The following is a 25,638-nucleotide window of genomic DNA, read 5'->3' as shown; positions in this document are numbered from 1 at the left end:
TCACGCCCTCTCGTTGCGCCAGATCCATTTCTCGATCTTCTTGACTGGGCGGCGCACAGTCAATCCGCTCGCCAGTTCGGCCGCAGAGGGCACATGCCAGGTCATGGCGAGATATTCCCGGCTTCGACATCGGGAACAGGGCCACGGTGGATCGTGCGCTTCGTGGAACCGGTCGAGAACCTTCACCAGGTCGGACGCCCAGTAGTGCACGCGTCGGCGGCAACCGCCGCAATACACGGTCATCAGCATCCTGTCCGCCGCACAGTGATAGACCATGCGATTTCGGAACTTGTTGGAGGACGGGACGGCGGGCATTAGCTTCGGTGTGGAGAAGTATAGCTTGGAGATATGGTGCCGTCCGCCAGTTTTAGTTCGGGGAACGCGGCAAGAAAATCAACAGCCGGGGCAGGATCACGGAAATAAAAGGCCTCGCGATCGTTGAATATGGTGTGCCCGCCGGCGGAATGCCAAGCGTAGTCGCCTCTGCCGATGTTCTGGTCCAGCCATTGATACATTTCATCGAGTGGCCTGTGCTTCCCGATTTCGGGAAGGGCGACGATAACGCGGACGGGGAACGCGCGATCGTCGATTTTCTTCTGTGGCGTGGAGCGTCTCATGCCGCTGCCTCCGTCCGGCGAAGGTAGGGCCCTCGCTGAAATTGTGTGTCCGGCACGATGACATAAGTAGACGGCAAGACGACTCGGCCATTCGCGATCCGTCCGAATATTTCGTCACGGGCCGCATCGTCATCTGGGTTTTTTGATGACAGGGCATCGCCGACTACTGCCGCCTCCGGGAATATCTCCATGCGCATGACGCCGCCGTTATCTCGGCTACACCACCAGTTGCAGCCGGAGAGCCGCATCAAGCGCCCGATCGCACCGAGCAACGTCAGGCCGCCGAGAACATCTTCGCCCGGGCAGGAGGCGATGTTGAAAACCGTATATGTGACCATGTTCACACCTCTTGACGAATCAAGACCCAATGAGAACATAAGAGGAACATTTGAGTCAATATTGCGTCCGCGAGTGGTGTTTCGAGACGCAACGAGCGAGGCGGCATGAAATGGATTGAGGTGAAATGCGAGATGTGCAACCGGCACGGACGATATCGCCGGGACCGATTCTATGAGATTGCCGGCACGGATCATTCGCCAAGTGCGCTAACGAAGTTTGCGGCAGAAATGGGGTGTGAGAAAGCGATCGAGCAATGGCGGCAGTTCCATCGTTACAACAACCTGATCATGCACGATCGGTGCGAGATCCAATATTACAGGCCAGATTTGTGAGTGATGTTTATCGTCGCTCTCTACCTGCCAATTAAGAAAGTGTACTTATTCTTCCGGTCGCGGAAGTGTCGGCATGAACTCGTTTTGCAACTCTTTCTGATGTGCGCAGCAATGATCCGGTGGAAGGAGCGAAGGTCCAGAAAGTAATTTTATCAGCTCAGTTCGCAAAAGCCGCTCATCTTCCTTAACTTTCCTTTCGGGCTTCCGTGCTGAGAGAGCCTCATCAGTCGGGTGCAGTTCAATATGGAAGTGTCTGTGGTCGCCATCTTCAGGCGCATGACGCAGGGCCCCACGAGAGTTTGCTAGAATGTCAAAATTTATATGGCGGGCGTAGATATCGTAAAATCCAAGGTAATAGCTTCTTTTATCTATATCGGGCTCTTGGCCATATCTTTCTTTTAATCTGTCATTTTTCTGTATGGAAACAGATAAACCATAATCGTGAACGCCAGTTTCATCCTTGCATACATCCCAACCGGCGAGAGATAGAGCTCGAGAACTGTTGTCCAGGGGCGAGAATGTCAAAAGGGCAGCTTCATCAAAGCGATCTGCTTTCAAGCAGCTTGGGTGGTTTGCAAGCCTACAGAATCTGTCAGTTGGAAAGTTCATTCTGCAGTACGAGACCTTACTTTTAATGGAAAAATCTTCGTTACGTCATGAAGGCTTAGTTCGGAGCCTTCACTGATCTGTTCAATGCATCGAATTCCGGTAACGCCGTTATAAATTGTTCTCTCAAGTTCATCGTTATAAATTGTTAAAAACTGTTTAAAATCATTGAGTTTCCATGTCAGGGAAAGGCTGTCTTCCCCCTCTGGAAGAATTTTTGGATATGGTACATCAGCGAAATCCCTCAGGAGATTGATAACTTCAATTGCTCGCTGCATCACGTCGTTGCCTACATGAAAAGCATCTTCGGAATCTAGTTCAGACATATTTTGAAGTGCTGAAACGATTTCATGATACTCATGATTCCGCCAGTTGCTTACAGGACTAGGGTTCTCGGACGCTGCAAGCCAATATGTACTAAGAATATTACCATCCGTTGAATTCTCTGATATATTTACAGTTCCATTTGGGTTATTCACAACTGCTGATGAAAACATCGCGTTATCCTTTCAGAAATTCTAGATTCTCAGCGGAAATAGCACGAATATGCTCATCTGCAATTCGAGATATTATCTGTTTTTGAAGATCGAGAGAATAAGGCGCATCGTTTGGATTGGGCACAGTGTTAAAATCATACGTAATGCTGAGTAACGGGATCGTTTTGACGCTCTGGGCGCTTTGGGCTCCAGAAACTATAGAAAACTGTATGCTTTGTCCTTCAGTAACGGATAGTTGTATTACCCTGTTCATCTGCATGTTAAGTGCTTCAAAGCGACGGTTGATCTGAAAAAAATGATCTGAGGTATTGCTTAGATCAAGTTTAAACCCTGTGAAATCGCAAAATTTAGATTTTGCTTTATCAAGGGTTTCTGTTATCGAATTAACGACGACAATTAAGGATACGCGCCGTGAAACGGGCAGCCGTTTAGCTTGGTTTACAACGCCAGTTAAGAAATTTATAGCCTCCTCGGTGTTCATTAATGGCGGAGCGCCAAATGGATTTGAGCTTGAGGCAAGAGTCTTTTGAATTACAAGATCGATTCGCGCCCCTTGCCTTTGCACCTCAGCATCAAAATTTCCGATTGTTCCGCCGGCAGTTTCATAGAACGGAGACTGCGGAGTCGTGTTTTTAACCTGTGTGGAGCGATCAGGCTCCGTGCCAAAGAGATCAGAAAAAAGTTCTCGTGCTTGGCCTGCCTGCGTGCCCTGAACGAACCAGACCAAGCGCAAGTTTAATGAAGGTAACATAATCACTCTCGGTCGTTTGCTGTGTCTAACAGATAAATCGGTTTGGCTTGCTGGATGTCAAGGCCTTATTGTCCTTCGCAGCGTTCCGTCCAGGAACGGACATTGAGCAAATGGAGTATGTGGCATCTTTAGATAACCACTCGCCGCCCAGGACAACCCGCCACAACGAACTTAGACAATATCCTGCTATTGCCGCATCGCCCCTGCACGCTCTAACGCCTCAGCCAGCCGATCCCGCCCGGTGATCGCATCCAGCCGTTCCTGTAGCTTTGCGCGTGCCATCTGTTCCAGCTGCTTCTGCGACGGGCCGAGCTTGCGTATCGCGCCGGGAACTGACCGGCGGACATAATCCACAATCTCGCTGGCCGCACGATCCGGCACCGCGATCGACGGGTGACGCTGCAAGTTATCGATGACCAGGCCGACACCGGTATACAGCGCCCAGTGCAGTGCTTCGCGGTGCTTAGCCTCGATGTCGATCCGCCAGCGCTCGGGCAGGCGACGGAAAAACCACGCCAGCACCGCCAGAATCAGCCAGACGGCATAATCCACGATGATTGGTTGCAGAATGTTCTGCATGCTGTCGATGATGCTCATGACTTAACCTCCAATGGCTGCAAGACAGATGCGCTGTTCCGCAGCGCGGCGGTTCACGAGACCCTGCACGGTTTTTCCGCCAGCCTTGTTCCAGCGTGGCAATTCATTGCAGGCATCGCGCCATTGGCCCGCATTGGCGCGCTTCGCCAGCGTCGAGTTGCACGCAGCACCGGTGCCGACATTGTAAGACCAGGACACCAGCGCGACTTGAACGTCCTGGGGTTGCTGGGGCAGGGCAGGGATGCATTTCGTCAGCCCGTCTCGAAACGATGCCAAGGCGGTCATCAGCATCTTGCTGCATTCGGCCGAAGTGTAGCGGTCGCCCTGCTTGACGCCCCGCGTCTCGCCGTAACAGACAGTCCAGACCGGTGGGCTGGCAACGCGATCGAGATAGGCTTCCGTGCGTTCGCCTTCCCACGGGCCGACGAACGCGGCAGCGGCAGCGAGAACGGCAGCAGCGCCGGTTGTGGTCGCCGCTTTGCGTTTGGACGAAAACAGCGAGGCAATCCACGCCCAGAGCGCGGACAGGAATTGAGGCATGTTGTTCTCCATGATAAAGCCGCCCAGAACCTAAATTCTCGGGCAAGAATTGAATTGTAAAGACAAGGGTTTAGCCGTGTTGTGCCAAGTTTCGCGCGATTTCTTAGGGGAACCTGAACGCGCATGCGGCGTTGATCTTCTGCAATTGCGCACATGTAGAGAGTGGACGCGCGTCCTGTTTGATCAACCGCATTACTGAAAGGAGTAACGCGAGATGAACTGGGACATAATTCAAGGTAAGTGGCAGCAGTTTAAGGGCTCTGTGAAGCAGCAGTGGGGCGATCTCACCGACGATGAGATCGACCAGATTGCAGGAGATCGGGATAAGTTGACCGGGAAACTGCAAGAAAAGTATGGCTGGGCGAAAGAGGACGCCGATCGCCATATCGACGATTTTTTCCGCGACAAGTCATAACAAGCTAATTTACTGGGGCCTTAACGCGCCCCAGTTCAGCTTTCTCCGGCAAACATGGGCTAGGTCCGCGTGTTAAGCGCACTATCTATCCAGCATGACTATTCTTCGATTATACAAACGCCTGCGCGATATGCGTGACGAAGCGATCCGGCGTCCGGCTTACCGGGTTGTCTACACGCACGCCTTGACCGTCGCGCATATGGAGGGCCGGCTGATTGCCGACGACCATCCGTCTTGGGAACGAATCCACATTGCAATCAAAGCTGCGCGTGCCGGCGATCCCGAAGGATTGGATGCGATCGAACGTGAGCTCCTGCGGCTGCAGGAATAGAAACAGGGCGATCTTCGAGACGATTGAACGTCGCGCGAATGGCTCACTGTCCTCGATCAAGCCGAGCCTCGATCTTTCGCAACGCATCGAGGATCAACACCAGTCGCTCATCCTGCCGAGCCGACATCTGCTCGACTGTGCGGATTCTGGTTTCATGCGACTGGGCGGTAGACTGGAGGCGCAACAACTCGGTATCGAAGTTGCTTGCCCTCTCGCTCAACCGGCCACCCCAGACGAATAGAGCGGAAGCCATTCCGATCGCAGTAAGGATCGTGCCGACAAGCGATATGATGTTACCGAATGAGATAGTGGCGTCGATTCTCGGCATTGCCGGTTCCTTTCAGGCATGAAAAAGCCCCGCGCGAGACGGAGCTGATGAAACGTCGCTAAGTTGCGGACACAAAGAACTAGCCGACATGCGCTTGCATAACGTGCAGTCATGGGCGAATTGTCGCCTATGGCTAGGATCGGTATGACCCATGGATGAATTCAAAGACGCGCTTGAAAAGCTGGCGAATAAGCGCGCTTTGCGCGAGGTGCGGGAAAGGCGGAAGATCCAGAAGGATCTGGCGAAGGGCCTCATGGATGATCATGCAGATGATGAGTCCGAGACTAAATCGCCGCCGGGTTCGAAACGGACCATGGTCCGGGCCCGTCTGAGAATACAGCTCGCACCATTCCGATATGACGTCCTGTCGGCGGTGCGGAAAACCTGTGCTGCGTAGCTGACACTGCTTCGGCGACCGGAATGACCAGGCTGTCAAACTCCACAATCGCCACCTCATACGACACGGGACCTGCTACGGGCGCCCATGACAGAAGCATGTCACTGCCCGAGGGGCTCCACCCTGTGATCACTGGACCCGATCGCTGATTAAGAACGGACGTTTCCTGCAAAATTCCGGTCGCGATTACCTCGTGCCCCAGATTGGTCGGATGGATGTTGTCGTCTGATATGACGCCCTGACCCACAGTTATGTTCGAAAACTGAACCTGTCCGTCAGTATTTGCACCGTCAACCGTGAGCATAAGGTCATAGAACTCCGCTCCTTCCGGAGATGTCCCTTCATTGGTGAATATTTGAACAGACGTGTCCGAAAGCGTAATGTAATCGCCACTGGTCGTGGAAATTACGGTGTCGGGGTTCTCTGAGCTTAGCCAGCGGATTTGAATTCGCGCGCGTCCGGTCGTTCCTCCGAGACGGCGAATATCGGCTGAAATCCACAACTCGCCCTCCGGAACGGGTGATATATTGCCCCCCTGATTGTTGGACACCGTTGTAAGCGTCCCGACATACGTCGCTGAACCATCCCCTATATCCCAGACGGCATTGTCTGAAAATGTGGACATGTCGTAGGGAGACCCGTTATCGCGCATGTAATCTCGCATGTGCGCATAGCTGTCGAAATAAAGGGTGCCGAATTCCTCCGCCACGTCACGCGCGGCGGTCACATATTCCTCGAAGCCTGCGCGGGTCTGGCCAGTGAAGCCCTCCGATCCGGTTTTCAAACCAATATCGGTTATATAATGCGGCCCGACGATAAGGATCTGATCGCGCCGGTATCCGTCGCAAAGCAAGCCGGCCAGAACCTCCCGGTAATCGTTCTTATAAGCTGCGGCATTGAAGGTACTTGGGGCCACGGTGTAGCGGGCATCATTGAAACCATAGGCAAATAACGCGAAGTCTTTCTTGCTGCCGCCCGTGAAGAGACCGCGAAAACGGTCACGGCCGTTGTTGTTCAGCGGCACCTCACCTGAGCCATTGCTGTTTTGCAGGACCGTGCCGCCAATGCCGTAATTCGTGACCGTCGCTCCCAGTGCGGAAGCAACGCGATTCAGGAACCGGTTAGACGCCGGAGAAGCGTTCGCGCCAACTGTAAAGCTGTCACCGATACCGGGCAAATTCGTGAGCCTCGACGGCAATGCTGACCCGCTCAACAATGCGTTAAGGGCCGTTTGCAGGCGAATTTTTTCAACACCGGCAGCATGTTCCATGGTGGAAATCACGCTTTCTGCAAACGCCTCCGGCGAGGTCGAGCCGGAGGGGATATAGGTCAGTCTATATGTCCCGGTGTTGATCGTCGCTGCCCGCAGATAAGACACTCCTGCGGGGATGGTAACGGAAGCGGATAGGCTCTGGATCGGCCCGGACCCGGCGGGATCGGCGACCAAGCCGTCTGCAACGTAACCCTGATTGGAGTCGTAATAGGCGATGGCTGCGCCCTGATCGCGGTTGATGCCGCCGACATATTCGACAACCTGGCCCGCTCTGACCGGGATGAAATCGGTATAGGTCCAGCTTGCCGAGGCACTGGCAATCTGCCCGTTCCCGATCGTCAGAAAGCCTTCCTTGTTGGCATTCTCGAAACCGTCGACGGGTGCGCCGACCAGAGATATGGAGCTGCGCAGGCCTGCAATCGTGGCTGTTCCGACCGCGCCGGACTGAATGATCCAGCGCCCTGCCTGCTGACGGACAAGAAGCGCGGCCCCCAGCTCAACATCATCTGCGGTCGCCTGTGCGGTGTTTTTCTCAAGGTAGATCGGCAGGGGGGTATACCCGTTGACCTGTAGCGACAGAGCGCCCTCGGCATCATTGGGAACGACAACCAGCGCCTTGGTTCCTGCACCGACTGTCAGTTTCGCGCTCAGCGAAGCGCCTGCCATGTCGGCAGTGATCAGCGTATTCCCATCCGTCACCGTGGCAGCCTGATTGATCAGATGGATAATTCCGGCCTGCGAAAGCGCCGGCCTCTGTTCCGTTCCAACTGCCCCCGAAACGATGCACCAGTTTCCCCCACGACGATCGAGCAGGATGGTCGATCCGGCGGTGACATCATCGGCGGTCAGCTGGCGATCGTTCTGCTCGGTCCTCAAGGGGCGTTCGTCATCACCCACGGTTTGAAGGCTCAAAGCGCCAGATAAGGTGCCCGGCAGAAAAATACGGACAGTTGCACCACCGCCTATCGAAACGCCCTTGGTCGCCAAACTCTCGGGGATTTCAGCAGTAATCTTCGTGGAGCTTTCATCAGGTGCAACAACCGCGGCGATGTTCGACAAAGGAATGACGCCCAGTTGATTATCAACGTCCTGACGGGAAGAAATTTCCGCATTGAGCAGATTCAAATCGGCCTTACCGCCCAACTGGTTGAGGATGTCCTGAAGCGCGTCGGGATCGCCCATAGCCTGCAGGATGGCGATCAGCAGCTCGCGCAGGCGAAACTTGGCCGGGTTGTGGATGCCGCTGCGGGGATCGCCGATCGGCAGCGGATGGCCAATGGGCGCATTCGGCTTTCCATCACCGGTATAGCGCTCAAAATCTCGCAGAACTTCATTGATCAGTGCAACGGACATGTGGCCTCACAGCAAAAAGCCCGCACAAAGGCGGGCGATTATCGGGTTGTTTTTCGAGATGTCAGACGGTGACGGCTTCCGGACCGGCTGGCGCTGAGCTTACGGATGACGGATTCAGGGTCACGGCCCAGTAATGATACGTGCCAGACGCGAGCGCCTGATCGGTATAGTTGGCCGGCTGGCCTTCAAGCCCGTCGACCACCGCGATCAGGTCCGCCGTTCCGAAATCATTCACCGTGTTTCGGTAGATGCGCGTCCGGTAGAAATCGGCGGCCGGGTTGATCCAGTCCAGATACACATCACTGCCGGTGACCATCGCCCCAAACTCTGAAGGTGGGGCAGGGGGCGTCGGATTGGCGACGACTGTGACGGTGCCGGCCGAAATCCAGCTTCCCCGACCTTTCCAGCGAAGGCGCACGGTATATTGCTGGCCATCATTCAGAATGCTGGTTTCGGCGCGATACCCGGCGACAAGCATTTCCGACCAGCCGGCGGAATTGTCGGACGGTAGCGGAGTTCCCTCAGCCACCTGTGCCCGCAGTTCCAGATCATCCCGGCCCGGATCATTGAGGCGGGCCACGAGCTTGACCCCGGTCACACCGGATGAAAGCTGTGTCAGTTCCTGGGTGAGCGTGATGCCCTCCAGCGGGGGCGGCGTGTGGATCGGCTTGCTCATCTCGCTCACACTCGGAGGGATGGGCCTCTCCATTGCCGTGGTCCAGGGATAGGGATTCTCGATGCTGGCGATGCCGATTTCGCAGAAGCTGTCCGGGATCGAGAAGCTGTGCGAGGTGACCTCGAAGACTGCATCGAGATCGAATTCCGGGGCCTGCACGCGGATGGTGTGGATTCCGTCACCTTTCGGGAAGCGGGCCTTCAGGCCAACCAGGTTCGTCCGAATTTTTCCGACCTGGTCACGGCGGTCCTTGGCGAACTTGATTGCCATCAGGCGTTGCAGCTGTGACCCTGATGGACACATTTCCAGATCCAGCTGATCTGCTCGCCGCTCCTGGGTGAGCAGCGCAACCAGATCCTCGATGTCGTTTACTGGTGTTGGTTGATATGCATGATCCGGGCTGACGAAGGATCCACCCAATGTGTTGTAATCGGTAAATGGATCAAAGCCGTCCTGCATCTCGACCGACAGGATGTCTTCGGCGGTGATGGTGACATCTGGTTCCGACCATGCGCCGCCGAGGATACCGATCTCGCCTTCTGCCGTCTCGTATATTTGCCCGTCGCATGTCGCGAGCATCCGGGCTGTGACATCCTTCAGCGGATCGTCAAGGCTGTAATAGCCGGAGAGCCGATACCGTGGCTCATTGCCGCCCGCCGCCAGGGGAACGGCCTGATCGCATAGATTCACGAATGCCGACCAGCTGGCCGAGGATAACCGCGCGGGAAGAATATTCCAGCCATCCGGGTGGGTCAGAAGATCGCGAATGCAGAGGCCGGCATTTTCGGAATAGGTCAGCGGGCCGGCGAGGCTCGGGACCAGTGATCCCTTAATCTCAACCTGAACATTGGTATGCGGTCCCTTCGGGAAGAATTCCTGAAAATCCTCGTCAGCAGGATCGCCGAACACAGCATAGAATGTTGCCTGACCCTGCAAGCGATGATCATCCGTCCAGAGTGTGGGGAAGGTGTCGATCACCCGTTGATAATCGCCACCAGAACCGCTTCCGTTCCGGAAGAACAGCTCGGTATAGCGGTTCACCTTATCTTCGGTATCCAGCGTCACCGGCTCACCATCGACCCAGAAGCCGATCAGGTCATTGACCCGGCCATGATGCGCAACGACGATCTGGTGCAACTGCCCGTTATTGGCCTCGAAGAACGCGCGCTGCCCGCCGAGAAGATTGCGGCCATAAGCCCGTAAACGTGCGGCATCGGTCTGGCTGATCGTGGCCTGCACCTGTTGGCGCGGAATGCTCGGGCTGTTCAGGGCGGCTCCAGCTAATGACCAGAGCGCGCCGCGCCCGATGGTGAAGATCGCACTGGTCACCGCAGGCGACAGGCCGAAGAGCGAGAACGCGCCCGCGCCGGGAAGGACGAATGCAGTGATCAGCGTGAATACCGCCATTATTTTACCCAGGCTCTTTCCGCCAGGCGATAGCCGAGCCGTGACAAGTCGATCCCTTCCGCACCGGTTGACATCTGGATCAATCGCGCACCCTTATCCGTCGCCCATTTTTCGAAGGCTTTCAGCAGGCGGAGGCCCGAACCATCGGACGCATACCAGCCGAGTTCCGTTGCGATTGGCTCCGGGCTGATGACCGTGCAACGGATGACACCCGCGATAAATCCGCCCTCCGATACCCAGACAGCACCATCAGGGCTGCTGATGAGTGCTGCGACAGTCTTGGCGGTATGCGCCCGGTTGACGGCCACAGGACCGTTCACGGCGACGGTCAACGCCTCAATCATATCCACCACGCGCAATATATCGGTGGCGCCTGCCGGCCTTATCCTCGCCATCGGGTCTCGTAATCATTCGCGTAGATCGGCAAGCGCTCCAGCCCCCTGTCACCCGGGTAGCGGGATTTCTGATCGGCATCGCTCCAACGACCGCGTGGCGCCGCGTTGCGGCGGAAGAACAATCCTTCGGCTTCAAGGCGGATTGTCCGTTCACTGGGGCCGTTCGCAGACCATGGCATGCGTTGCATCGTGCCACTGAACATCGAAAATGGCGAACCGATTGGCTGACCACGCTGAATCTCCGAGGAATCAATCGAAACATCTTCCATCGCGAAGAGCTGGTCATAAACGGTCACTGCGCGATCCCGAACGCGGGATTTGGCCGCAAGGGCCAGAGCCAGAATTTCAGGTGTCGCGGCGAGCTCGAATGTCACCTGCTCTGCCGAAATAGAATATGACGTCCTGATCGGACTGATACTGATCAGATCACCAAGGCCTTGCCAGATAAACCCGCCCGCCGGGAGATCGCCATAGCCAGACCACCAACGCTTCGGTGCATCGAGGAAATCCATGAAGACAAGGGCAGCCTGGCCGACCCGACCACTGCGCAGGAATTCATCCGGGATGGCAAGAAGATCGTCACGCGCGGCCATCAGATCGCTTCCTCGAAATTACATGTGACGATGGCTCCGATCTCTTTGCTTTCCGGGAACTGACCTTCCGTTTCGGAAACGAACCGCATCCGGCAGACCGGCTTCTCGATCTCAACCCGTGCGCCTGCCGTGACGGCCTCACGCAGCGCCGGCGTAATCATGAGGCGATGGGTATTCGCGTCGGGCTGCCAATGTGCCTGTACCCGGTAGAGACGTTCCCCGATGCTGAAATCCTGCCCTGGGCGAATGCCGGTCGTATTGCCAAGGGTGACATCGATCTGCATGGCTCGCAGCGGCGCGTTCGCGGCCACAGTCATTCGCTCAACATTCCCGTTCTCGAAGCCGAAATGTTCCCAGCTCTGCGCATGGGCAATGCCGGCTGCGTCACCGAAACCCAGATCATGACCATCACGGTCTTTCGGGCGGAACATTGAAAGCGCCGGAACCAGCGTTGTTCCGACCCGGCCTTCCATCTGGGCGAGAAATGCGCGCCATTCCAGCGAGTCCGCCTCGCCGATAAGCTGAAATGTCGCTGCCGCAATCCAACGGCCGCGCATTGTCGGCACAATGGTTTCTGCGCCACTGATGGAGCGTTGCGGATCGAGAGACATGCCCACGGGATAAAACTGCACCTCTTTGAAGAGTTGCTGATGAGGGAAGGTAACCTGCATTATGGCCGCCACCGCTTGTCGTGGTTGTTCATAACCTCGGGCACCTGGGCCAGAATTGAAGGCGCGGCCTCAGCGACAATCTTTCCCGCCTCGTTTCTGACGATGGCGCCAAGCGCGCCCGTCGAAGGATCCATGGTGATCGCGACATTCAGGCTATCCTGCGCCGCTTTCTCCGCCATCCGCATCGATACGTCATGAGGAATGACCCGGGTTCCGCTCGGAAGATCGACGATTTCACCGCCGCGCTCATTTATTTCCGCCAGCCCGCCGCTGAAATTTCTCACGCCATTGGCAAAGCCCGGGATCAGGCCGGAGAGAATTCCGCCCGTGGGATTCAACCCGGCACCGCGTAGCGCTCGGGTCAGACCATCGCCGCCAAGGAAATTCGTGAACAGGCTTCCGATCCCGGAAGCGAGCAGATCCCGGCCGAGTTGCTTCAGAACATCGCCGATGTTTCTGGACTTGGTGATGATGTCCGCAGCGGTATCGCCGAATCTCTTACCGAGCGTTTCGGCATTCTTCGATGCGTCATCAAGTGATTTGCCAAGCTTGTTGACACCGGAGGCGGCATTGCCTGAAGACCGGCCAGCGCCGCCCGCCGCATCTGCAGCACCGTTTAATGCGCCACTATAGGTCTGCGCTGCCCCGGCAGCTGCTGCTGTCCCCTCGGCAACCTTGTTCAACTCGCCGAGCTTCGCGATTGCAGGTCCGAATGCATCTTTGACGACAGCTCCGGCCTCGGCCAGTTTTGCTGCAGCATTGCCCGCAGCTGTAGCGGAGGCATCCAATGCGTCGTTTCCGGCTTTCGTCGCGGACGCAATCGGTCCGGTTGCGAGTGCATTGGCGGTTTCAACGGCACCGATCGCCTCAAGACCAACCTTGAAGAACGTCAGGAAATCCGCCCAGGCATAGGACAGGTCGGAAATGAAACGTTGGAATTCGGATTTCACCTTCAACCAGACAGCCGAGAGCGCCGGTGGAATGGCTTGCGCGCTGTCCTGGATGCCTTGCCAGACGAGGCCGGCGACTTCACCCAGAAGGGTCATGGCATTGCCGAATCCGCCAGCGGCACCGACCAGCTCGACGAACTTTCCGACCAGGTAACCGGCTGCAACCACGGCCGCCCCGATCCCGGTCGAGATAAGGGCCGTGCGCAGTCCACGTAACGCAACGCTCAGCAACTTCACCGCCGCGCCGGCACGGGCAGCCGCAAGTGACTGCGCGCCCAGTGCCATGTTCAGGGCAACCATGGACTGCCAGGCAGAAATCATGGATTTGACCGCTGTGACGCCCAGTGCAACCGCATAGCGCGTGGCGAACATGGCCGCGACCACGGCGGCAGTCCCGGCAATAGTGCGCATGACATCTGCGATCGTGTCGGCATGCTGGTGAAAGAACATCGCCGCTCCGGCGACAGCCGCCGCCATGGCCCTGATCGCTGGAACGGCCTGCGCACCGATGGTGTTCCTCATCCCGTCAACTGCCATGCGCATTTCCGAAACAGCGATCTTGCCTTCGTTCAGCTTGCCGATCATCTCGTTGCTCATGATCGCACCCATCTTCTCGGCGCGATCGGCATATTCGGCCATTGCCTTGCCGCCGTTTTTCAACAACGGGATCAGCAGGGTGCTGTCGGATGCCATCGCCTCCATATAGAAGGTGAAATCCTGCTGGTTCACATTGGCCTTTTGCAGGCTGGACACGTAGAGCTGCAAGGCATCCGCACCGGACAGGTCCCGGAACATATCGGCGGTGACGCCGACCTTCGGGGCGATCTTCTCGAAGAAATCCGCCATCGGGCCGCCACCGGTCTGGACGAAATCGCCGACCCGATCATTCACATCCTTCAGGATGTCTGCCAGTTTCTCCTGCTCGATGCCGACGGTTTTTGCGCCTGCCACCCAACCTTGAAATTGCGCAGGCGTGGTTCCTGCCACCTGCGACAGCCGCTCGACTTCCGCAGCGGCATTCATCGCTGATGCCCCCATGGCCACAGCGGCGCTGCCGAATGATGCAGCCAACCCTGCCGCGATCTTCCCCGCCATCGCCGCGAAGCGCGACAACCGACTATTGGCCGAGCCCATCCCACGCTGGAACTGGGCATCGTTAAGGCCGAGATTGACCCGCAACGCACCGATGACAGAAGATGCCATTACTTCTTCTTCCTCTCTGCATAGTCCTTCCACGCTGCAAGCTGTGCCTGCCAGGTCGTGGCTTTGGACGCGGCTTTCTTCTCCGCCGGGATGAATTGATTAAGCCGGGGTATCTTTTGGGCGCGCGTCAGTACCGCAGTGAGCCAGGCAGCCCAGGCCATTTCTTTCGCTTCGCGATCGAGCCGCTTGTGGGCGCCCCGCATATGGATCTGATAGAGGCGCGGTGTCAGCTGCCAGAAGGCGTCGGGGTTGAACCCTGCCGCAATATAATTTTCCAGCAGACCGAGGATTGTTACGCCCGAGCCTTGGTCGGGCGCATCCGGTTTCCCGGTTTCGTCTCCGGTTTCTCGGCCTCCGCCGCAATGACGGCAGTTGCGCGCTGGATCGCATCGGCATTCTCGCTCAGAATACTGCCTGCCAGTTGCAGTGTCATGTCAGGGTGACACTGGCGCAGCCCGGCCCACATCAGGGCGCGGGTATCCGAAGCCGACAGATTTCCGGCCTCCATTCCCTCAAGTTCGGTCAGAGCGTTCTTACCGGTCTCGCTCTCGAAATCGCACAATGCGTTGAAATCGAGAACCATAGTGAAGGACTGCCCCTCATAAGTCAGCCGTATCTCGCCTTTGAAACCATTCGCCATGATCATCCCTCCTCGCCGGTCGTCACAGGTTCGGTTACCGAGCCCGCCGCCTTGGCGACCTCCGGACCCGGAGTGATCGTCACCGCGCCGGTAACCTGGAATTCAACGGTGGCGGTCATGCGATCATCGACGGGGACACCTTTCGAATAGCCTGAGACCGAGCAGTTGAACGCCACAACCGTGGCGTTGGGGTATTCGATTTCCGCACCGACCACGCTGCCTGAGGTGATCAGGGCCTCGATCAGCAGATCGGTGGCTGATCCCGGAACGAAGTTCATCTCGCAGGATGCCGTGCCGTTGTCGCCGAGCGCGGGAATGTATTCGCGCTTGCGACCGGGTGATTTGAAGCTTGTCACCTCGACCTGGTCGATCGACGCCTCAGGTGGCGTCACGCTGTAAACCTCGGCCAGCGGTGTGAATTCGGCCGCAGCCGGCGTGGGTTTGATGCGGAACTCTGTATCGTAACCGATCATTGCGTCGCTCATGGAACCCTCCAATGGGTGCTGAAGATGGGGAATGTGATGAAGGGCAGGTCGCGCCCTTGCATCATGGTGCGGGAGGCAGGGACGGGATTTTGCGGAAGGAGGTCAGGCGGAAACTCATCACCAGCGTGGCGACGTTGCTGTGACCGTCCGTATTGGTGACCACAGACAGGTCCTCGAGAAAGCAGCCTTGACGGATTTTGAGAAAGCTGTCCGAGACAATGGCTTCAATCAGTTCGCTGTCATCATCGAGCTGATCTTCCACGTCATCGTGGCCGAGGCGACGGACAACGACCTGCAGAAGCGTGCGACAGGTGACGGATGGTTTGCCAGGCTGCTCACGGCGTTCCTGCGGCGTCAACACGCCAATCACCGGCAGAGTCTGGTCGTCGATCGAACCAGCCCAGACCTTGAGCCGAGTGAAACTCGCGAACCGGCTATGCGCGGTGAGTGCCGCAAGTGCGACCTGACGGTATTGCGATCGATAATGCGCCATATCAGCCACCCGCAGCGATTTGCAGTTCACAGATGAAAAAAGCGTCCCGCGCGGGGGACCCGGTATTATGGACAACCATCACCCGGAATTTTCGCCCGTCGGGAACCGTAACCTGATCTCCGCGCGCCACCGCCTGGGCGAGATCACGTGCCACCCGCCAAGTCGGTGCCTCAATCCTGACGATCTGACCATCAGCCCCGTCAACCTCGATCGGACTTTCGCGAAAGATCGACTGGATCTCGACGGCAGGGCCATTGGCGGGATGCCAGGTGACGGGGGCACCGAACACATCGGCGAGGATCCCCGTCATGCCGTCAAAGACGGAAGTCATCAGGTCGCGGCTGCCGCCGGTGCCGCGCCATTCAGACGGACCATGCCGGTGGGCGAGGGGTTGGCCGCAACGGCAACAGCAGCACCGATCAGGACATTACCGGTCGCCGCCGTGGTCGCAAGTCCGGTCGAGGATACATAGATCGCCTGACCTTCAGTCCATGCCTGGGCCGAAACCTTGGACAACTCGTGAACCCCCTCAAGGGCCAATTCTACCGGAGCACCGGAGGCCGCGTCGAACTGCGCGACTCCAACCAGCATTCCAACCTGTACCAGCGCTCCGCTGGTCACCGCACCGGGCGCGGTCAGGGTGACCACATGACCCGGCTGAACGAAATTCTTTGCCATGACTATTTTCCCTTCATGATGCATGAATGACGAAAGGACGCCTGCGGGCGCCCTTTCGTCATCTGGATGTCGCCGCCCGATCAGGCGCCGGCGTTCTTGAAGCCGCCACGGAAATCGGTAGCGCCACAGCCGAAATCGAGTTCGACCGAATAGGCGACACCCTGCTGGCCGAACGGCTCATCAGTGCGCAGGCGCGGACCTTCTTCGCCCTGCAGATAGCCGTACATGAACACGGGAACCTCCGATGGGTCCGCGAACATGTACCAGGCATTGCCGGTGATATAAGGTGTCGTCGCCGGGTTAAGCTTTCCGACATAGGGGTTGACGTTCGATGCCTGCGCAGCCTGGATCGGAGCCAGAAGTTGCATGGCCTCGAATTCCTTGTCGGGACCAGTCAGCAGGATTCTCGGCTCGACGGCCAGGAAGGATTCACCGGACACGCCCTTCCGCTTCCGCATTGCGGCATATCCGGCCGACACGCCCGCCGGAGTAATTGCGGAGGCCGTTCCGGCCTTGGTTCCATCGGTGGTATTGAAGACCCGGCGACCGGTTTCCAGAAGCGTCGGGCCGTCATTGCCCGATCCCGACAACATCATCGCGAAGAAGGTTGCGTCTTCGAAGGCCGCCACCGCGCGCCCGCGGGTGTTGATGATCCTGTCGATGGCAGACAGATCGTCATTCACCATCATCTGGCGCGTGATCCGGAATGCGCGGGCATAGGCGACCAGGGCCACGCTTTCCTTCTTGTCGCTGACGGTGCCGTACTTGATCTCTCCGGATTCTTCGACAGGCAAGAGCGTCGGCCAGTCGCCCACTTGCGCGATCGGATGGGGACGGAAATCGGTGAAGTCAATCCGTTCGGCAATAGCGCGGTAGACCGGTTGCGCAGCGGCATAGGCCGTCGCGAGACGCTTGTTCATGGCGTTCTCGAAGACGGCGGGGAAGTCGCTGGTGGTATGCGACGAAAACGCCATTTCGATTGCGCGCTGCTCACCTCCGCCGCGCGCGACGCGATCGCGACGGCCCATGCCGGCCATCGCCATTTCGGCAAGGGTCATCGACATGTATTCGCGGCCAGGACCACGAACGTCGCCGGTCCGGGACATGCGCGCGACGATCGCTTCTTCAAGGCCCTGCCGGCGCGTTGCACGCTCATCACGGATGATGCGGGCACTGGGACCGCGACCATTGATCTTCACCTTCTTGTCCCCTTTGCTGGTCAGTTCGGCATAAGCCTGTTTCGGCGTCAGGCCGCGATTGACAAAATCGGCCGCGCGATCCGGCGCACCATGAAGTGCGCACATATTGACCACGGCCATGATCTGCGAGGCGCTTGCCTTGGGAGCATCCTCATCTTCTTCCGCCTCAGGATCGTCATCGTTTTCGGCCTCTGGCTGATCACCTTCGGCGCGAGCTTCCGGATCGACCTGATCCTCATCACCCTGCATCTCGGTATCGTCTTCCTCGATCGCCGCGATGTCGTCGTCTTCAGCGACCGCACTGGCCGTCATTTTGGATTTCGGCATAGGTTTCCCTTTCTTGCCACTGGTGAAATTGGGCCCTGCCATCATGGCAAAGACCTCGGAGCGTTGCCGGTCGCGAGACAATCTTCCCGAGACGGCTTTCAGATTGGCAGGTGCGTTTCGATACAGGCCGTAATCGAATGCGGCGGGTTCGATCTGATCGCCGTCATCATCGGATGCGGTCGCAAAGCCCGCATCAACGGCGCCGGGCCCATCGAAATATGTTTCCGATTTCATGATGGCGCGGGCTTCGTCTACGGTGATCCCGGCACGCTTGGCGTAAATCCCGGCATAGGCGGTGGCGATGACCCCAAGACCCTTGGCAGCATGCAGATGGTCTTCCTCGGTACCGCGCCCGTCGATCCACCAACTGGCCGGGTCATGGACCATCATGATCGAGCCGAGAGACATTGTGATGGAGTCGCCCGCCATCGCGATCAAGCTGGCGGCGGAGGCCGCGATGCCCTCGACCACGATATCGACCGGGCCATCATATGCGCGCAGTGCCGTGTAAATTGCCTGACCTTCGGTCGCGATCCCGCCGCCCGAGTTGATCCTGACCGTTAACGGGCCACTCATTCCGGCCAAGGATTCACGCACCGTTTTTGCCGTGAAAAATTCCTCATCCCAGAAAGACGAGCCCACTGTTCCGTAAAGCAGAAGTTCGTTCATCGTATTCTCCTGATCTTGCCTTCGGCTTGCCCGGCGCGCGCGCGTGCCTGCATTTCCTCGATCACCTCTTCGACGCCGATGCCTGCCGAAGTCTGGCGTGACACATCCGCTCGCGGATCGCTGTCGAATGGCAGCTGCAGGCGATCCGCCTCATCACGATCCTGCGCGATTTCCTCCAGCAGCCGTTCGGGATCGATCCCAAGCTGGCGAATGACCTGCTGGCGAGAGGCAAAGCCTGAGCGCACCGCTTCGCGCAGCGCGGAGAACTCGCGCGCGGGATCGACGATGATCTTGCGCGGAGGCACCCAGGACAGGTCGAGGTGATCCCAGATATCTCCAGGCAGACCCGCATCGGCCAATTCTTCTCCATCGACGGACTGCCACGCCTTCACGAACAGCGAGGCCAGCGGCTGCATCATCTGCGGGATCAGCATCAGATGCTGCCAGGCACTGATATTCTGATCCATTTCCAGCCGTCCCATCCGGGCAGAACTGAAATTGACCTGGCTAAGATCGCCAGTCAGAGCCTCGTAGGTCACGCCCATGTCCGCTGCGACCGAACGCAACAGGTTTCGGGTGAACTCGTCATAGCCATCGACGCCGGGAGGTTCGGCGAACCTGACCTCTTCCGCGTCACCCAGATCATAGATCAGCCCCGGAGCCAGTTCCGTGAACTCCGACGCCTTCGACTCGTCGCCCCCGATCCGAAAGGCCGCGAAACAGGCAGATATCTTCTGGCGCATTAACTGCGCATCACCGAAATCGCCCAGGTCCTGAAGTCGCATCATCACCGGTGCAAACCATGTCACGCCGCGATTCTGGCCGGGCCGGTCGAGGCGATAGACATGCCAAACCTCATCCGCCGGGACGCGCTCCGATACGCCCGATCTGGTATGCGGCGACCAGTCCGCCCCCGGATGCTCGGGGAACAGCCAATAGGCCGCACGTCGTCCGGCAGCATCGAATTCGATCCCTTCGCGGATTTCCGCACCGTCCGATGTCCAGCCATAGCGCCCGGTATCGAGATAATCCGGTTCCAGGACCTCGATCTGGAATGGCAGCCCGCCCGGCACATCCTCGCTATGCAACCGGATCAGCACCTCGCCAGATTCGACAATGGTCCGCATGGCCAGCTGTTGCAGACCATACAGGTTCAGGCGACCGGCCCGGTCGATCAGGCAGCTGTCGAGATGCTGTTCAATCCGGCGCAACCCGCGCTGGCGGATGCGCTTGATCACCTGATCGTTCAGATCGGGATAGGCGCAAGTGACCTTGGGAATGATCCCGTCGCCAACCACGGCACCGGTGATCACCGTTTGCGCCCGTGCCGCGAATGGCGTGTTGCGCACCATGTCGCGACCGAAAGCCGCCATCCGGTCCCGGCCACGCGCAGCACCATCCGCATCCGTGCGCGATGCACGCAGACTGGATGTCCGCCGGCCAACCTTGGCTGCATCGTAATGGGCGGTGATCGCCAGTCGGGCGCGGGCACGGCGAAGGCCCCACTGCGGTGCCACCGCCGCAATGGTCTTGTCGATCAGGTTCATCAGATCACCCTTTCCGGAATGCCGGATATTGCTGGCGCGAGACGGACACGAGGCCGAGATCGCGTTCCATCATGGACTTGATGCGCATCATCTCATCCAGGCTGCGATAGGCGACCTTTTCACCATTCACTTCGAGGTTGGTGACGCCTTTGGCGATCATCATCACCAGCGTCTGGTATTGCTGGATCGTCCAAGGTGTGGTCACAACCATTTCCCCTTGCGATTGCCGAGCCATCCACCTGGCTGCGGTCTGGTTTCCTGCGCGGCTTCAGCCTCCGGTGACTGTTCCGGTTGCGGTTCCACCGGCATGGCCCGTTCGGACAGCGGCACTACCGGCATGGCCGCATCGAACAGGTCTCCCTGATCTTCTGGCGCGGCAACGCCGCGAGCAGCCTCGAGGACATCCCACTGACCATCGGTCATGGCCGTCCAGCCTTTCTTTCGGGCGGCGGCCTCGGAATAGATCATCGTGTCGAGGCACTCATTGCGCCGCGACGGCTCGACCAATTCCCAGCGCGACACCATCACGCCCGAGGGGGCGCGTTTCAGCACCCGCACTTCGGAGGTGATCTGGCGATAATATTCATCGCCCAGATCACGGGCGAAGGAGACGAAACCGCGTTCTTCAGGATCTTCCTTGGCCAGCCAGGCGTAGAAATCCGCCTTCATCTGGCTGACATTCAACATCCAGCCGCGCTTCTGACGCTTGATCACCCGACCATTGGCCCGGCGATCCGATTGCGGGCGCAGCGTCGGACCATTGGCCGAGGACGATCCCTTGATCAAGATCACCCGCGTCCAGGGATATTTTTTCGCCCAGTCCCGCACATCCTCGGTAAAGGCCCCCTCATCGACCGCCATCATGTCCAGCGGCAATCTCAGCCCCAGTGTAGTGCGCCATGTCGATTTCAGCAGCGCGTCCAGGCCGGCGCGGCCTTCGTCATCGCCGATATGATGCGGGATGATCCGATGGTCGATCACCCAGCGACGATAATTGCGCCCGTAGGCGCAGATCGTCACCTCGATCCGATCCGCCTGACAATCGACCCCGGCGGTCAACAGCACCCCGCATGCCGGAACGATCGATCGAGCCAGCACCTGCGTTTCCTCGGCATTCTCCGTCCGGTCGCGCAGCTTTTCCCAGTCCGGGCCTTTCGAGGCCTGCTCAAATGGTAGCCCAAGGACATCGTTCCAGAAAGTCTGCTCGGTTTCTTCCTCGACGCTCTCGCGCGTCTCGTCCTCGGTTTTGATGTCGGCCTGGACACCGGTCCAGCCCATAACCTGGGCGAACTCGACGGCGATCGAGGCCCAATCCCGCTGCGGCACATACGCCCGCCAAAGGTGAAACCCCGGATGATCGCCACGAGGATTATGCGCGATCCACTTTCCTGCCGCCACCATGGCGGTTTTGTGCGCGTGAGAGATGGCCTCGTTGCACGCCTCACACGTGAAATGCGCGGCATGCAGGTTTTCCGGGTCAATATTCTTGCGGAAATTCTCCCAGGTCAGCGGCGCCATGTTACCGCAATGCGGGCAGGGCACGTGATAGAACATCTGAGTCGAACGGTTGAACGCACGTGTGATCCGACATGTGCCAGCGATCTGCGGAGTGGAAATCCGGCCGATCTTGGCATCCTCGAAACCCGAAGCGCGGCTGGCGGCCAGCTGCTCGGGATCGCCCTTCGGCGTCATCTCGAATTTGGCCACGTCATCCATGATCACGAGGCGGCGTGTCGTGCCGGCGAGATCGTCTGGCGACCCGGCACTGACCACTTTGAGCGACCCGTCCCGACGCAGGGTTTCCTGATTGGACAACGTGTCTGTTTGTTCTCCGCGACCTTCGCCGAATACCGCGCGCAGGCTCGGGGCCTGACGACGCATCGGCATCCATTTGTTGCGCACCCATTCCGTTGCGGATGAGGTGGTCGGGTGAACGACCAGACTATCGAGCGGCCCGTATTCATGCCATGCCGCAATCGTCGGGTTCAGAACTGAAATCGTCTTGCCCCATTGGGCACTCCCGCGCAGCGTGACTTCGCGTGCCGGATGTTCAGGGCTAAGTGCCTCGTGGATATCTCGCAGAAAAGGAAAACGGTCGATCCGGAAAGGGCCGGGGAAGGGTGATCGTTCATCAAACACAATATTGTCTTCGCACCACCGGGTAATGTCCGGCGGTGGCGGGGGTGTCATAGCGTTTGCGAGACCGCGAAGAACCGCAGCCTCGGCAGACGACAGAAACCCCATGTCAGACCTGCGCCCCGGTTTCGGTGTCCGACATCGGTGCGATCGAAGATTCAGCCTGCAACTGTTCCGACCGGCTCGCCCTGTGCGCCCGCCACTGATCCATCATGATCTTGCGCACCTCGCGGAAATCGACGCCAAGCGCATCGGCGACCGCTCGGGCCCCGTCGCGCAATGCCGTTTCAAACTGGGCAACCTCCTGCGCCATCGTGCGGGCGGTGTGCCGGGCAACCTCTTCGGCCAGCACCCATCGGCCTTCGTCACGTTCGTTATCCCGACGCTTGCGGCGGGCATCCTCTTCGGCATTGAGTATGCGGGCCAACTCATAGCGGTCCGGATCATTCGGCGGCAGCGGCGTGTCGGCTTTCTGCGCTCGCGGCGGCGGAGATTCCCCGGCTTCGATGTTGCGCAGCGCCTTGCGGGTCTCAGAGCCGTTGCCCATCATCTGGCCAGGATCGAGGCGACGTCCAAGCGCCGCAGAAACCTTCTCGATGTCGAATCTGCGCGACCGTCCTTCGCCGGTATAGCAGCCGTCCAGCTTTCCCTCGCTCACATACTGGCTGATCCGTGCTTTCGAGACATCCAGCTTGGCCGCAAGTTCAGTGGCATTCAGGTTCGACATGTTCCTTTACCATTCCAGTTGTTAAGCCGGTTAAGGCTTTCCAAAGTGTTAAGGGGCACTGAACCATCGGGGCGCGAATAACCCCCGAGCGATCAGGGCTTGGAAGGACCCGCCGAAATTCAGGCGCGGCTGTGCATTCGATCGACCGCGCGCCCGATGGTCCGCCGCAAATGCAGGGGCAGGCGGTCACGCCAAACCTGCTCGGCACCATCGAAGAAGCCCAGGCGCTCATCGTACACCGGAATGGCTCGCGTGAAGTGCATCACTTTCTGGATTGAGCCGTCCGCATTCCGCTTCCAGATGCCGGGCGATAGCTTCGAGCCAGCGCGCGGCACGAAGAAACCGGCCCGCTTCCTGTTTCTGCGCCGTGACCGCTTGGTCGTGTTTGCCGTGGCATCCCGCTGAGCCTGCACAGCCGACAGCGCCTGGTTGCGTTCACCGGTCGACCAGTTGCCATAGGCATTCAGCTTAGCGCCGCCGGCCGGAGTGACGGCAGAGATGATTCCATCGTATCCGAGTCGTGCGTCCAGCAGGCTTTCCAACCCGGTCTGGCGTCTTTGACCGCCGAACTCCTGCGCCTTCAGGTAGTGACGCCTGCCGACGGATGGCCGCTCTGTGACTTGTGCTTCAAGGTCGCGGGTATGTGCCTTCTTCACCATGAAGGCGTTTTTCGTGAACCGGGTTGGCCGGTCGAAGACTTCGCCCATCCGATCCTGCACATGTGTCAGAACATCAACCGCTGTATCGTCCAGCGCGAACTTTGCCGCCCACCGGACGTCACGCTCTGCCAACTGGCGCATGTTTTTGCGCAGCTGTCGGTCTTCAATCGCGATTTTCAGCATATACAGTCCCATCAGGGGTGAAGCGGCAAACGAGCGGAACGCAAATAGCGCATGCGAGTTATTATTGTATGCGCTTAATGGGACTGCGGACAAAACACGCAGAACCAGCCAAACAAGGGAGAGACCATATGACGAAAGATGTGGAAATTCTTGACGGTATTGTGCGGCGAGACATCATGACGGCCGTTATTCGAGCGTGCGGCGAATTGAAGGTCGAATGCGGCGACGCGAAAGAGTTGGCTGTGCGGGTCGTACAAATCCTTGAAGATTCTGAGCCCCGCGATCAGGAAGCGTCCTGAGAAGTGCCGGGGAGCATAAGCAAGCCCAGCCTGATGTCAGGACGCTGCCAGAACGCGGAAACATAGAACACCTGCGAGGGGATGATCCAGGCGGCGCGGTTGAAGAGTTGGAACCTCACTTTCAGTTGAACGTTGGTTAGAGCGGTCGAGGGACGCAAAAAGAGGATACATAGTGATGAAAACGTTAGCAGATGCCTTCGAACACACCTTGCAAGATATCTACTGGGCCGAGAATGCCTTGTCCAAAGCGCTGCCTATGGTATCGAAATCGGTCAACAATGCCGAGTTGAAGGCGGCGATAGATGACCACCTGAAAGAAACCAAGGGCCACATCAAAACGCTGGAAGCCGTGTTCAAGTCTATCGGCAAGAAAGCCGAGGGCGAAAAATGCGATGCAATGGATGGTTTGCTCAAAGAGGCCGATGGGCTGATTGAAGAGGCATCGGGTCATGCGCTCGATGTCGCGTTGATCGGTGCGGCACAAGCAGTCGAACATTACGAGATCGCGCGGTACGGTACGCTTCGGGAATGGGCCAAAGAACTTGGTCATGATGAAGCGCATACACTCCTTACTTCGATACTTGACGAAGAGAAGGCGGCGAATAGCAAGTTGACATCACTCGCTGTCACCGCAGTGAACGATGCCAAGAAGTCGTCGAAAAAGTAGAACCGCTTGCGAAACTAAGTGCGTCTGCACGGGGTAACTCGGCGGACGCACACTCCAGATCATGAGCGCGACTAGGGCGCGGATGGAGCTTTAATCGGCTCATCCGGACAGTTCATTTCTGCCATCGAGGAGACGAAAATGAAGGGAATTATCGCTTACCTGTTGGGGATACCCATAGTGCTGATCATACTCCTGTACATCACCGGTCCCCAGCCGATGCCCTCCTGGACTTTCCGACACCCCCTACCGGTTGGCCGGGTGATGCGGATCGAGGGGCCAGCCATCCGGCCCGCGAGCATTGGAGAAGCCTCTGACCTCTTCGCGCTGCTTGACGATGTCATGGTGATCCGGACATAGCGTCTGCCAATTGGCCTGATCCCAGAACAGGGCAAGGTCTCCGCGATGGGGCACGATATGGTCAACAACCAGGAATCGCCGCTTCGGATTGGATTGCCGTTCACCGGCGGCGGTCAGTGAACCGTCATTCACGAACCCCATCTGACGACAGTATCGGCATATCGGCTCACGAGATAAATGGTCGAGGCGGGAACGTTTCCAGCGCGTCGTCTTGTACAGACTGAAGCGCGACATGATTGCCTCCTGTAAACCGAAGAGCGCGGCGATTGAGGAAAGTCCCTCCGACATCCCGCGGGGCCGC

31 protein-coding genes are annotated in these 25,638 nt (G+C 58.1%); 3 read left to right on the top strand and 28 right to left on the bottom strand.

All coding sequences use genetic code 11. The features are described from left to right. From D3P04_RS23145 to D3P04_RS13585, 8 genes are all read right to left on the bottom strand, one after another. Window positions 1-249, bottom strand: coding sequence for a hypothetical protein (locus D3P04_RS23145; RefSeq protein WP_147391943.1), 249 nt, complete (start codon window positions 247-249; stop codon window positions 1-3). A gap of 65 nt (window positions 250-314) precedes the next feature. Continuing rightward, window positions 315-617, bottom strand: coding sequence for a hypothetical protein (locus tag D3P04_RS13610; protein ID WP_119749787.1), 303 nt, complete (start codon window positions 615-617; stop codon window positions 315-317). Further along, window positions 614-955: a hypothetical protein gene (locus D3P04_RS13605; RefSeq protein ID WP_147391942.1), complete on the bottom strand. Its 342-nt coding sequence runs from the start codon at window positions 953-955 to the stop codon at window positions 614-616. Before D3P04_RS13605 ends, D3P04_RS13610 begins: the two co-directional genes overlap by 4 nt. Window positions 956-1,333: 378 nt before the next feature. Further along, on the bottom strand, window positions 1,334-1,897 hold the full coding sequence (locus D3P04_RS23140) for a hypothetical protein (protein WP_182912856.1): 564 nt from the start codon (window positions 1,895-1,897) through the stop codon (window positions 1,334-1,336). Then, window positions 1,894-2,391: a hypothetical protein gene (locus D3P04_RS13595; RefSeq protein WP_147391940.1), complete on the bottom strand. Its 498-nt coding sequence runs from the start codon at window positions 2,389-2,391 to the stop codon at window positions 1,894-1,896. Before D3P04_RS13595 ends, D3P04_RS23140 begins: the two co-directional genes overlap by 4 nt. 4 nt (window positions 2,392-2,395) lie before the next feature. Continuing rightward, window positions 2,396-3,142: a hypothetical protein gene (locus tag D3P04_RS23135; protein ID WP_147391939.1), complete on the bottom strand. Its 747-nt coding sequence runs from the start codon at window positions 3,140-3,142 to the stop codon at window positions 2,396-2,398. A gap of 186 nt (window positions 3,143-3,328) precedes the next feature. Then, on the bottom strand, window positions 3,329-3,739 hold the full coding sequence (locus tag D3P04_RS13590; protein WP_232845005.1) for a hypothetical protein: 411 nt from the start codon (window positions 3,737-3,739) through the stop codon (window positions 3,329-3,331). Window positions 3,740-3,742: 3 nt separating this feature from the next. Next, window positions 3,743-4,279, bottom strand: coding sequence for a lysozyme (locus tag D3P04_RS13585; RefSeq protein ID WP_119749779.1), 537 nt, complete (start codon window positions 4,277-4,279; stop codon window positions 3,743-3,745). A gap of 214 nt (window positions 4,280-4,493) precedes the next feature. On the opposite strand from D3P04_RS13585, the gene D3P04_RS13580 reads away from it, so the two are divergent. Then, window positions 4,494-4,694 carry a CsbD family protein gene (locus D3P04_RS13580; RefSeq protein WP_119749777.1) on the top strand — a complete coding sequence of 67 codons (201 nt, stop codon included), beginning with the start codon at window positions 4,494-4,496 and terminating at the stop codon, window positions 4,692-4,694. 109 nt (window positions 4,695-4,803) lie between these two features. Here D3P04_RS13580 and D3P04_RS23130 read toward each other — a convergent pair whose 3' ends face one another. The 19 genes from D3P04_RS23130 to D3P04_RS13480 all read right to left on the bottom strand — a co-directional run bounded on the left by D3P04_RS23130 (window position 4,804) and on the right by D3P04_RS13480 (window position 24,014). Next, window positions 4,804-5,085, bottom strand: a complete 282-nt coding sequence (locus D3P04_RS23130) for a hypothetical protein (RefSeq protein ID WP_147391938.1) — start codon at window positions 5,083-5,085, stop codon at window positions 4,804-4,806. After that, the gene (locus tag D3P04_RS13570) at window positions 5,069-5,353 is read right to left on the bottom strand and encodes a hypothetical protein (protein WP_119749773.1); all 285 of its coding nucleotides are present in this window, start codon (window positions 5,351-5,353) and stop codon (window positions 5,069-5,071) included. Before D3P04_RS13570 ends, D3P04_RS23130 begins: the two co-directional genes overlap by 17 nt. A 284-nt stretch (window positions 5,354-5,637) precedes the next feature. Beyond that, window positions 5,638-8,376: an SGNH/GDSL hydrolase family protein gene (locus D3P04_RS13565; RefSeq protein ID WP_119749771.1), complete on the bottom strand. Its 2,739-nt coding sequence runs from the start codon at window positions 8,374-8,376 to the stop codon at window positions 5,638-5,640. 61 nt (window positions 8,377-8,437) lie between these two features. Beyond that, complete coding sequence (locus D3P04_RS13560; RefSeq protein ID WP_119749769.1) at window positions 8,438-10,459, bottom strand: phage tail protein; 2,022 nt, start codon at window positions 10,457-10,459, stop codon at window positions 8,438-8,440. Beyond that, complete coding sequence (locus D3P04_RS13555) at window positions 10,459-10,818, bottom strand: hypothetical protein (RefSeq protein WP_182912855.1); 360 nt, start codon at window positions 10,816-10,818, stop codon at window positions 10,459-10,461. Before D3P04_RS13555 ends, D3P04_RS13560 begins: the two co-directional genes overlap by 1 nt. 23 nt (window positions 10,819-10,841) lie before the next feature. After that, the gene (locus D3P04_RS13550; RefSeq protein ID WP_119749765.1) at window positions 10,842-11,447 is read right to left on the bottom strand and encodes a hypothetical protein; all 606 of its coding nucleotides are present in this window, start codon (window positions 11,445-11,447) and stop codon (window positions 10,842-10,844) included. Next, on the bottom strand, window positions 11,447-12,118 hold the full coding sequence (locus D3P04_RS13545) for a hypothetical protein (RefSeq protein ID WP_119749763.1): 672 nt from the start codon (window positions 12,116-12,118) through the stop codon (window positions 11,447-11,449). Before D3P04_RS13545 ends, D3P04_RS13550 begins: the two co-directional genes overlap by 1 nt. Next, a complete protein-coding gene (locus D3P04_RS13540; RefSeq protein WP_119749761.1) occupies window positions 12,118-14,271 on the bottom strand; it encodes a phage tail tape measure protein in 2,154 nt (717 codons plus the stop codon). The genes D3P04_RS13545 and D3P04_RS13540 overlap by 1 nt, the downstream gene beginning before the upstream one ends. Before the next feature lie 292 nt (window positions 14,272-14,563). Beyond that, entirely contained in the window at window positions 14,564-14,911 is a 348-nt protein-coding gene (locus D3P04_RS13530) for a GTA-gp10 family protein (protein WP_147391937.1), read from the bottom strand. Between the two features lie 2 nt (window positions 14,912-14,913). Beyond that, window positions 14,914-15,396: a phage tail tube protein gene (locus tag D3P04_RS13525; protein ID WP_182912854.1), complete on the bottom strand. Its 483-nt coding sequence runs from the start codon at window positions 15,394-15,396 to the stop codon at window positions 14,914-14,916. A 61-nt stretch (window positions 15,397-15,457) separates the two neighbouring features. Continuing rightward, window positions 15,458-15,889 carry a hypothetical protein gene (locus D3P04_RS13520; RefSeq protein WP_119749755.1) on the bottom strand — a complete coding sequence of 144 codons (432 nt, stop codon included), beginning with the start codon at window positions 15,887-15,889 and terminating at the stop codon, window positions 15,458-15,460. A gap of 1 nt (window position 15,890) precedes the next feature. Continuing rightward, window positions 15,891-16,220 carry a head-tail joining protein gene (locus D3P04_RS13515; protein ID WP_119749753.1) on the bottom strand — a complete coding sequence of 110 codons (330 nt, stop codon included), beginning with the start codon at window positions 16,218-16,220 and terminating at the stop codon, window positions 15,891-15,893. After that, entirely contained in the window at window positions 16,220-16,567 is a 348-nt protein-coding gene (locus D3P04_RS13510) for a DUF2190 family protein (RefSeq protein WP_119749751.1), read from the bottom strand. The genes D3P04_RS13515 and D3P04_RS13510 overlap by 1 nt, the downstream gene beginning before the upstream one ends. 80 nt (window positions 16,568-16,647) lie before the next feature. Then, window positions 16,648-18,762: a head maturation protease, ClpP-related gene (locus D3P04_RS13505; protein ID WP_119749749.1), complete on the bottom strand. Its 2,115-nt coding sequence runs from the start codon at window positions 18,760-18,762 to the stop codon at window positions 16,648-16,650. Continuing rightward, the gene (locus D3P04_RS13500) at window positions 18,759-20,309 is read right to left on the bottom strand and encodes a phage portal protein (protein WP_119749747.1); all 1,551 of its coding nucleotides are present in this window, start codon (window positions 20,307-20,309) and stop codon (window positions 18,759-18,761) included. Before D3P04_RS13500 ends, D3P04_RS13505 begins: the two co-directional genes overlap by 4 nt. Before the next feature lie 4 nt (window positions 20,310-20,313). Next, on the bottom strand, window positions 20,314-20,514 hold the full coding sequence (locus D3P04_RS13495; protein WP_147391936.1) for a phage head-tail joining protein: 201 nt from the start codon (window positions 20,512-20,514) through the stop codon (window positions 20,314-20,316). Continuing rightward, complete coding sequence (locus D3P04_RS13490) at window positions 20,511-22,448, bottom strand: phage terminase large subunit family protein (RefSeq protein WP_232845004.1); 1,938 nt, start codon at window positions 22,446-22,448, stop codon at window positions 20,511-20,513. The genes D3P04_RS13495 and D3P04_RS13490 overlap by 4 nt, the downstream gene beginning before the upstream one ends. A gap of 106 nt (window positions 22,449-22,554) precedes the next feature. Then, on the bottom strand, window positions 22,555-23,172 hold the full coding sequence (locus D3P04_RS13485; protein WP_119749741.1) for a hypothetical protein: 618 nt from the start codon (window positions 23,170-23,172) through the stop codon (window positions 22,555-22,557). 119 nt (window positions 23,173-23,291) lie between these two features. Further along, complete coding sequence (locus D3P04_RS13480; RefSeq protein WP_119749739.1) at window positions 23,292-24,014, bottom strand: hypothetical protein; 723 nt, start codon at window positions 24,012-24,014, stop codon at window positions 23,292-23,294. Between the two features lie 128 nt (window positions 24,015-24,142). On the opposite strand from D3P04_RS13480, the gene D3P04_RS23390 reads away from it, so the two are divergent. Further along, complete coding sequence (locus D3P04_RS23390) at window positions 24,143-24,313, top strand: hypothetical protein (RefSeq protein WP_182912853.1); 171 nt, start codon at window positions 24,143-24,145, stop codon at window positions 24,311-24,313. A gap of 175 nt (window positions 24,314-24,488) precedes the next feature. After that, the gene (locus D3P04_RS13475; protein WP_119749737.1) at window positions 24,489-24,980 is read left to right on the top strand and encodes a YciE/YciF ferroxidase family protein; all 492 of its coding nucleotides are present in this window, start codon (window positions 24,489-24,491) and stop codon (window positions 24,978-24,980) included. A 243-nt stretch (window positions 24,981-25,223) separates the two neighbouring features. On the opposite strand, the gene D3P04_RS13470 is transcribed toward D3P04_RS13475, so the two are convergent. Then, on the bottom strand, window positions 25,224-25,571 hold the full coding sequence (locus tag D3P04_RS13470; protein ID WP_119750147.1) for an HNH endonuclease signature motif containing protein: 348 nt from the start codon (window positions 25,569-25,571) through the stop codon (window positions 25,224-25,226). Window positions 25,572-25,638: the final 67 nt, after the last annotated feature.

The sequence above is a fragment of the Paracoccus onubensis genome (assembly GCF_003591515.1).
In the GTDB taxonomy this organism is placed as follows: Bacteria; Pseudomonadota; Alphaproteobacteria; order Rhodobacterales; family Rhodobacteraceae; genus Paracoccus; species Paracoccus onubensis.
This window is presented reverse-complemented; position numbering and strand designations above follow the sequence as displayed.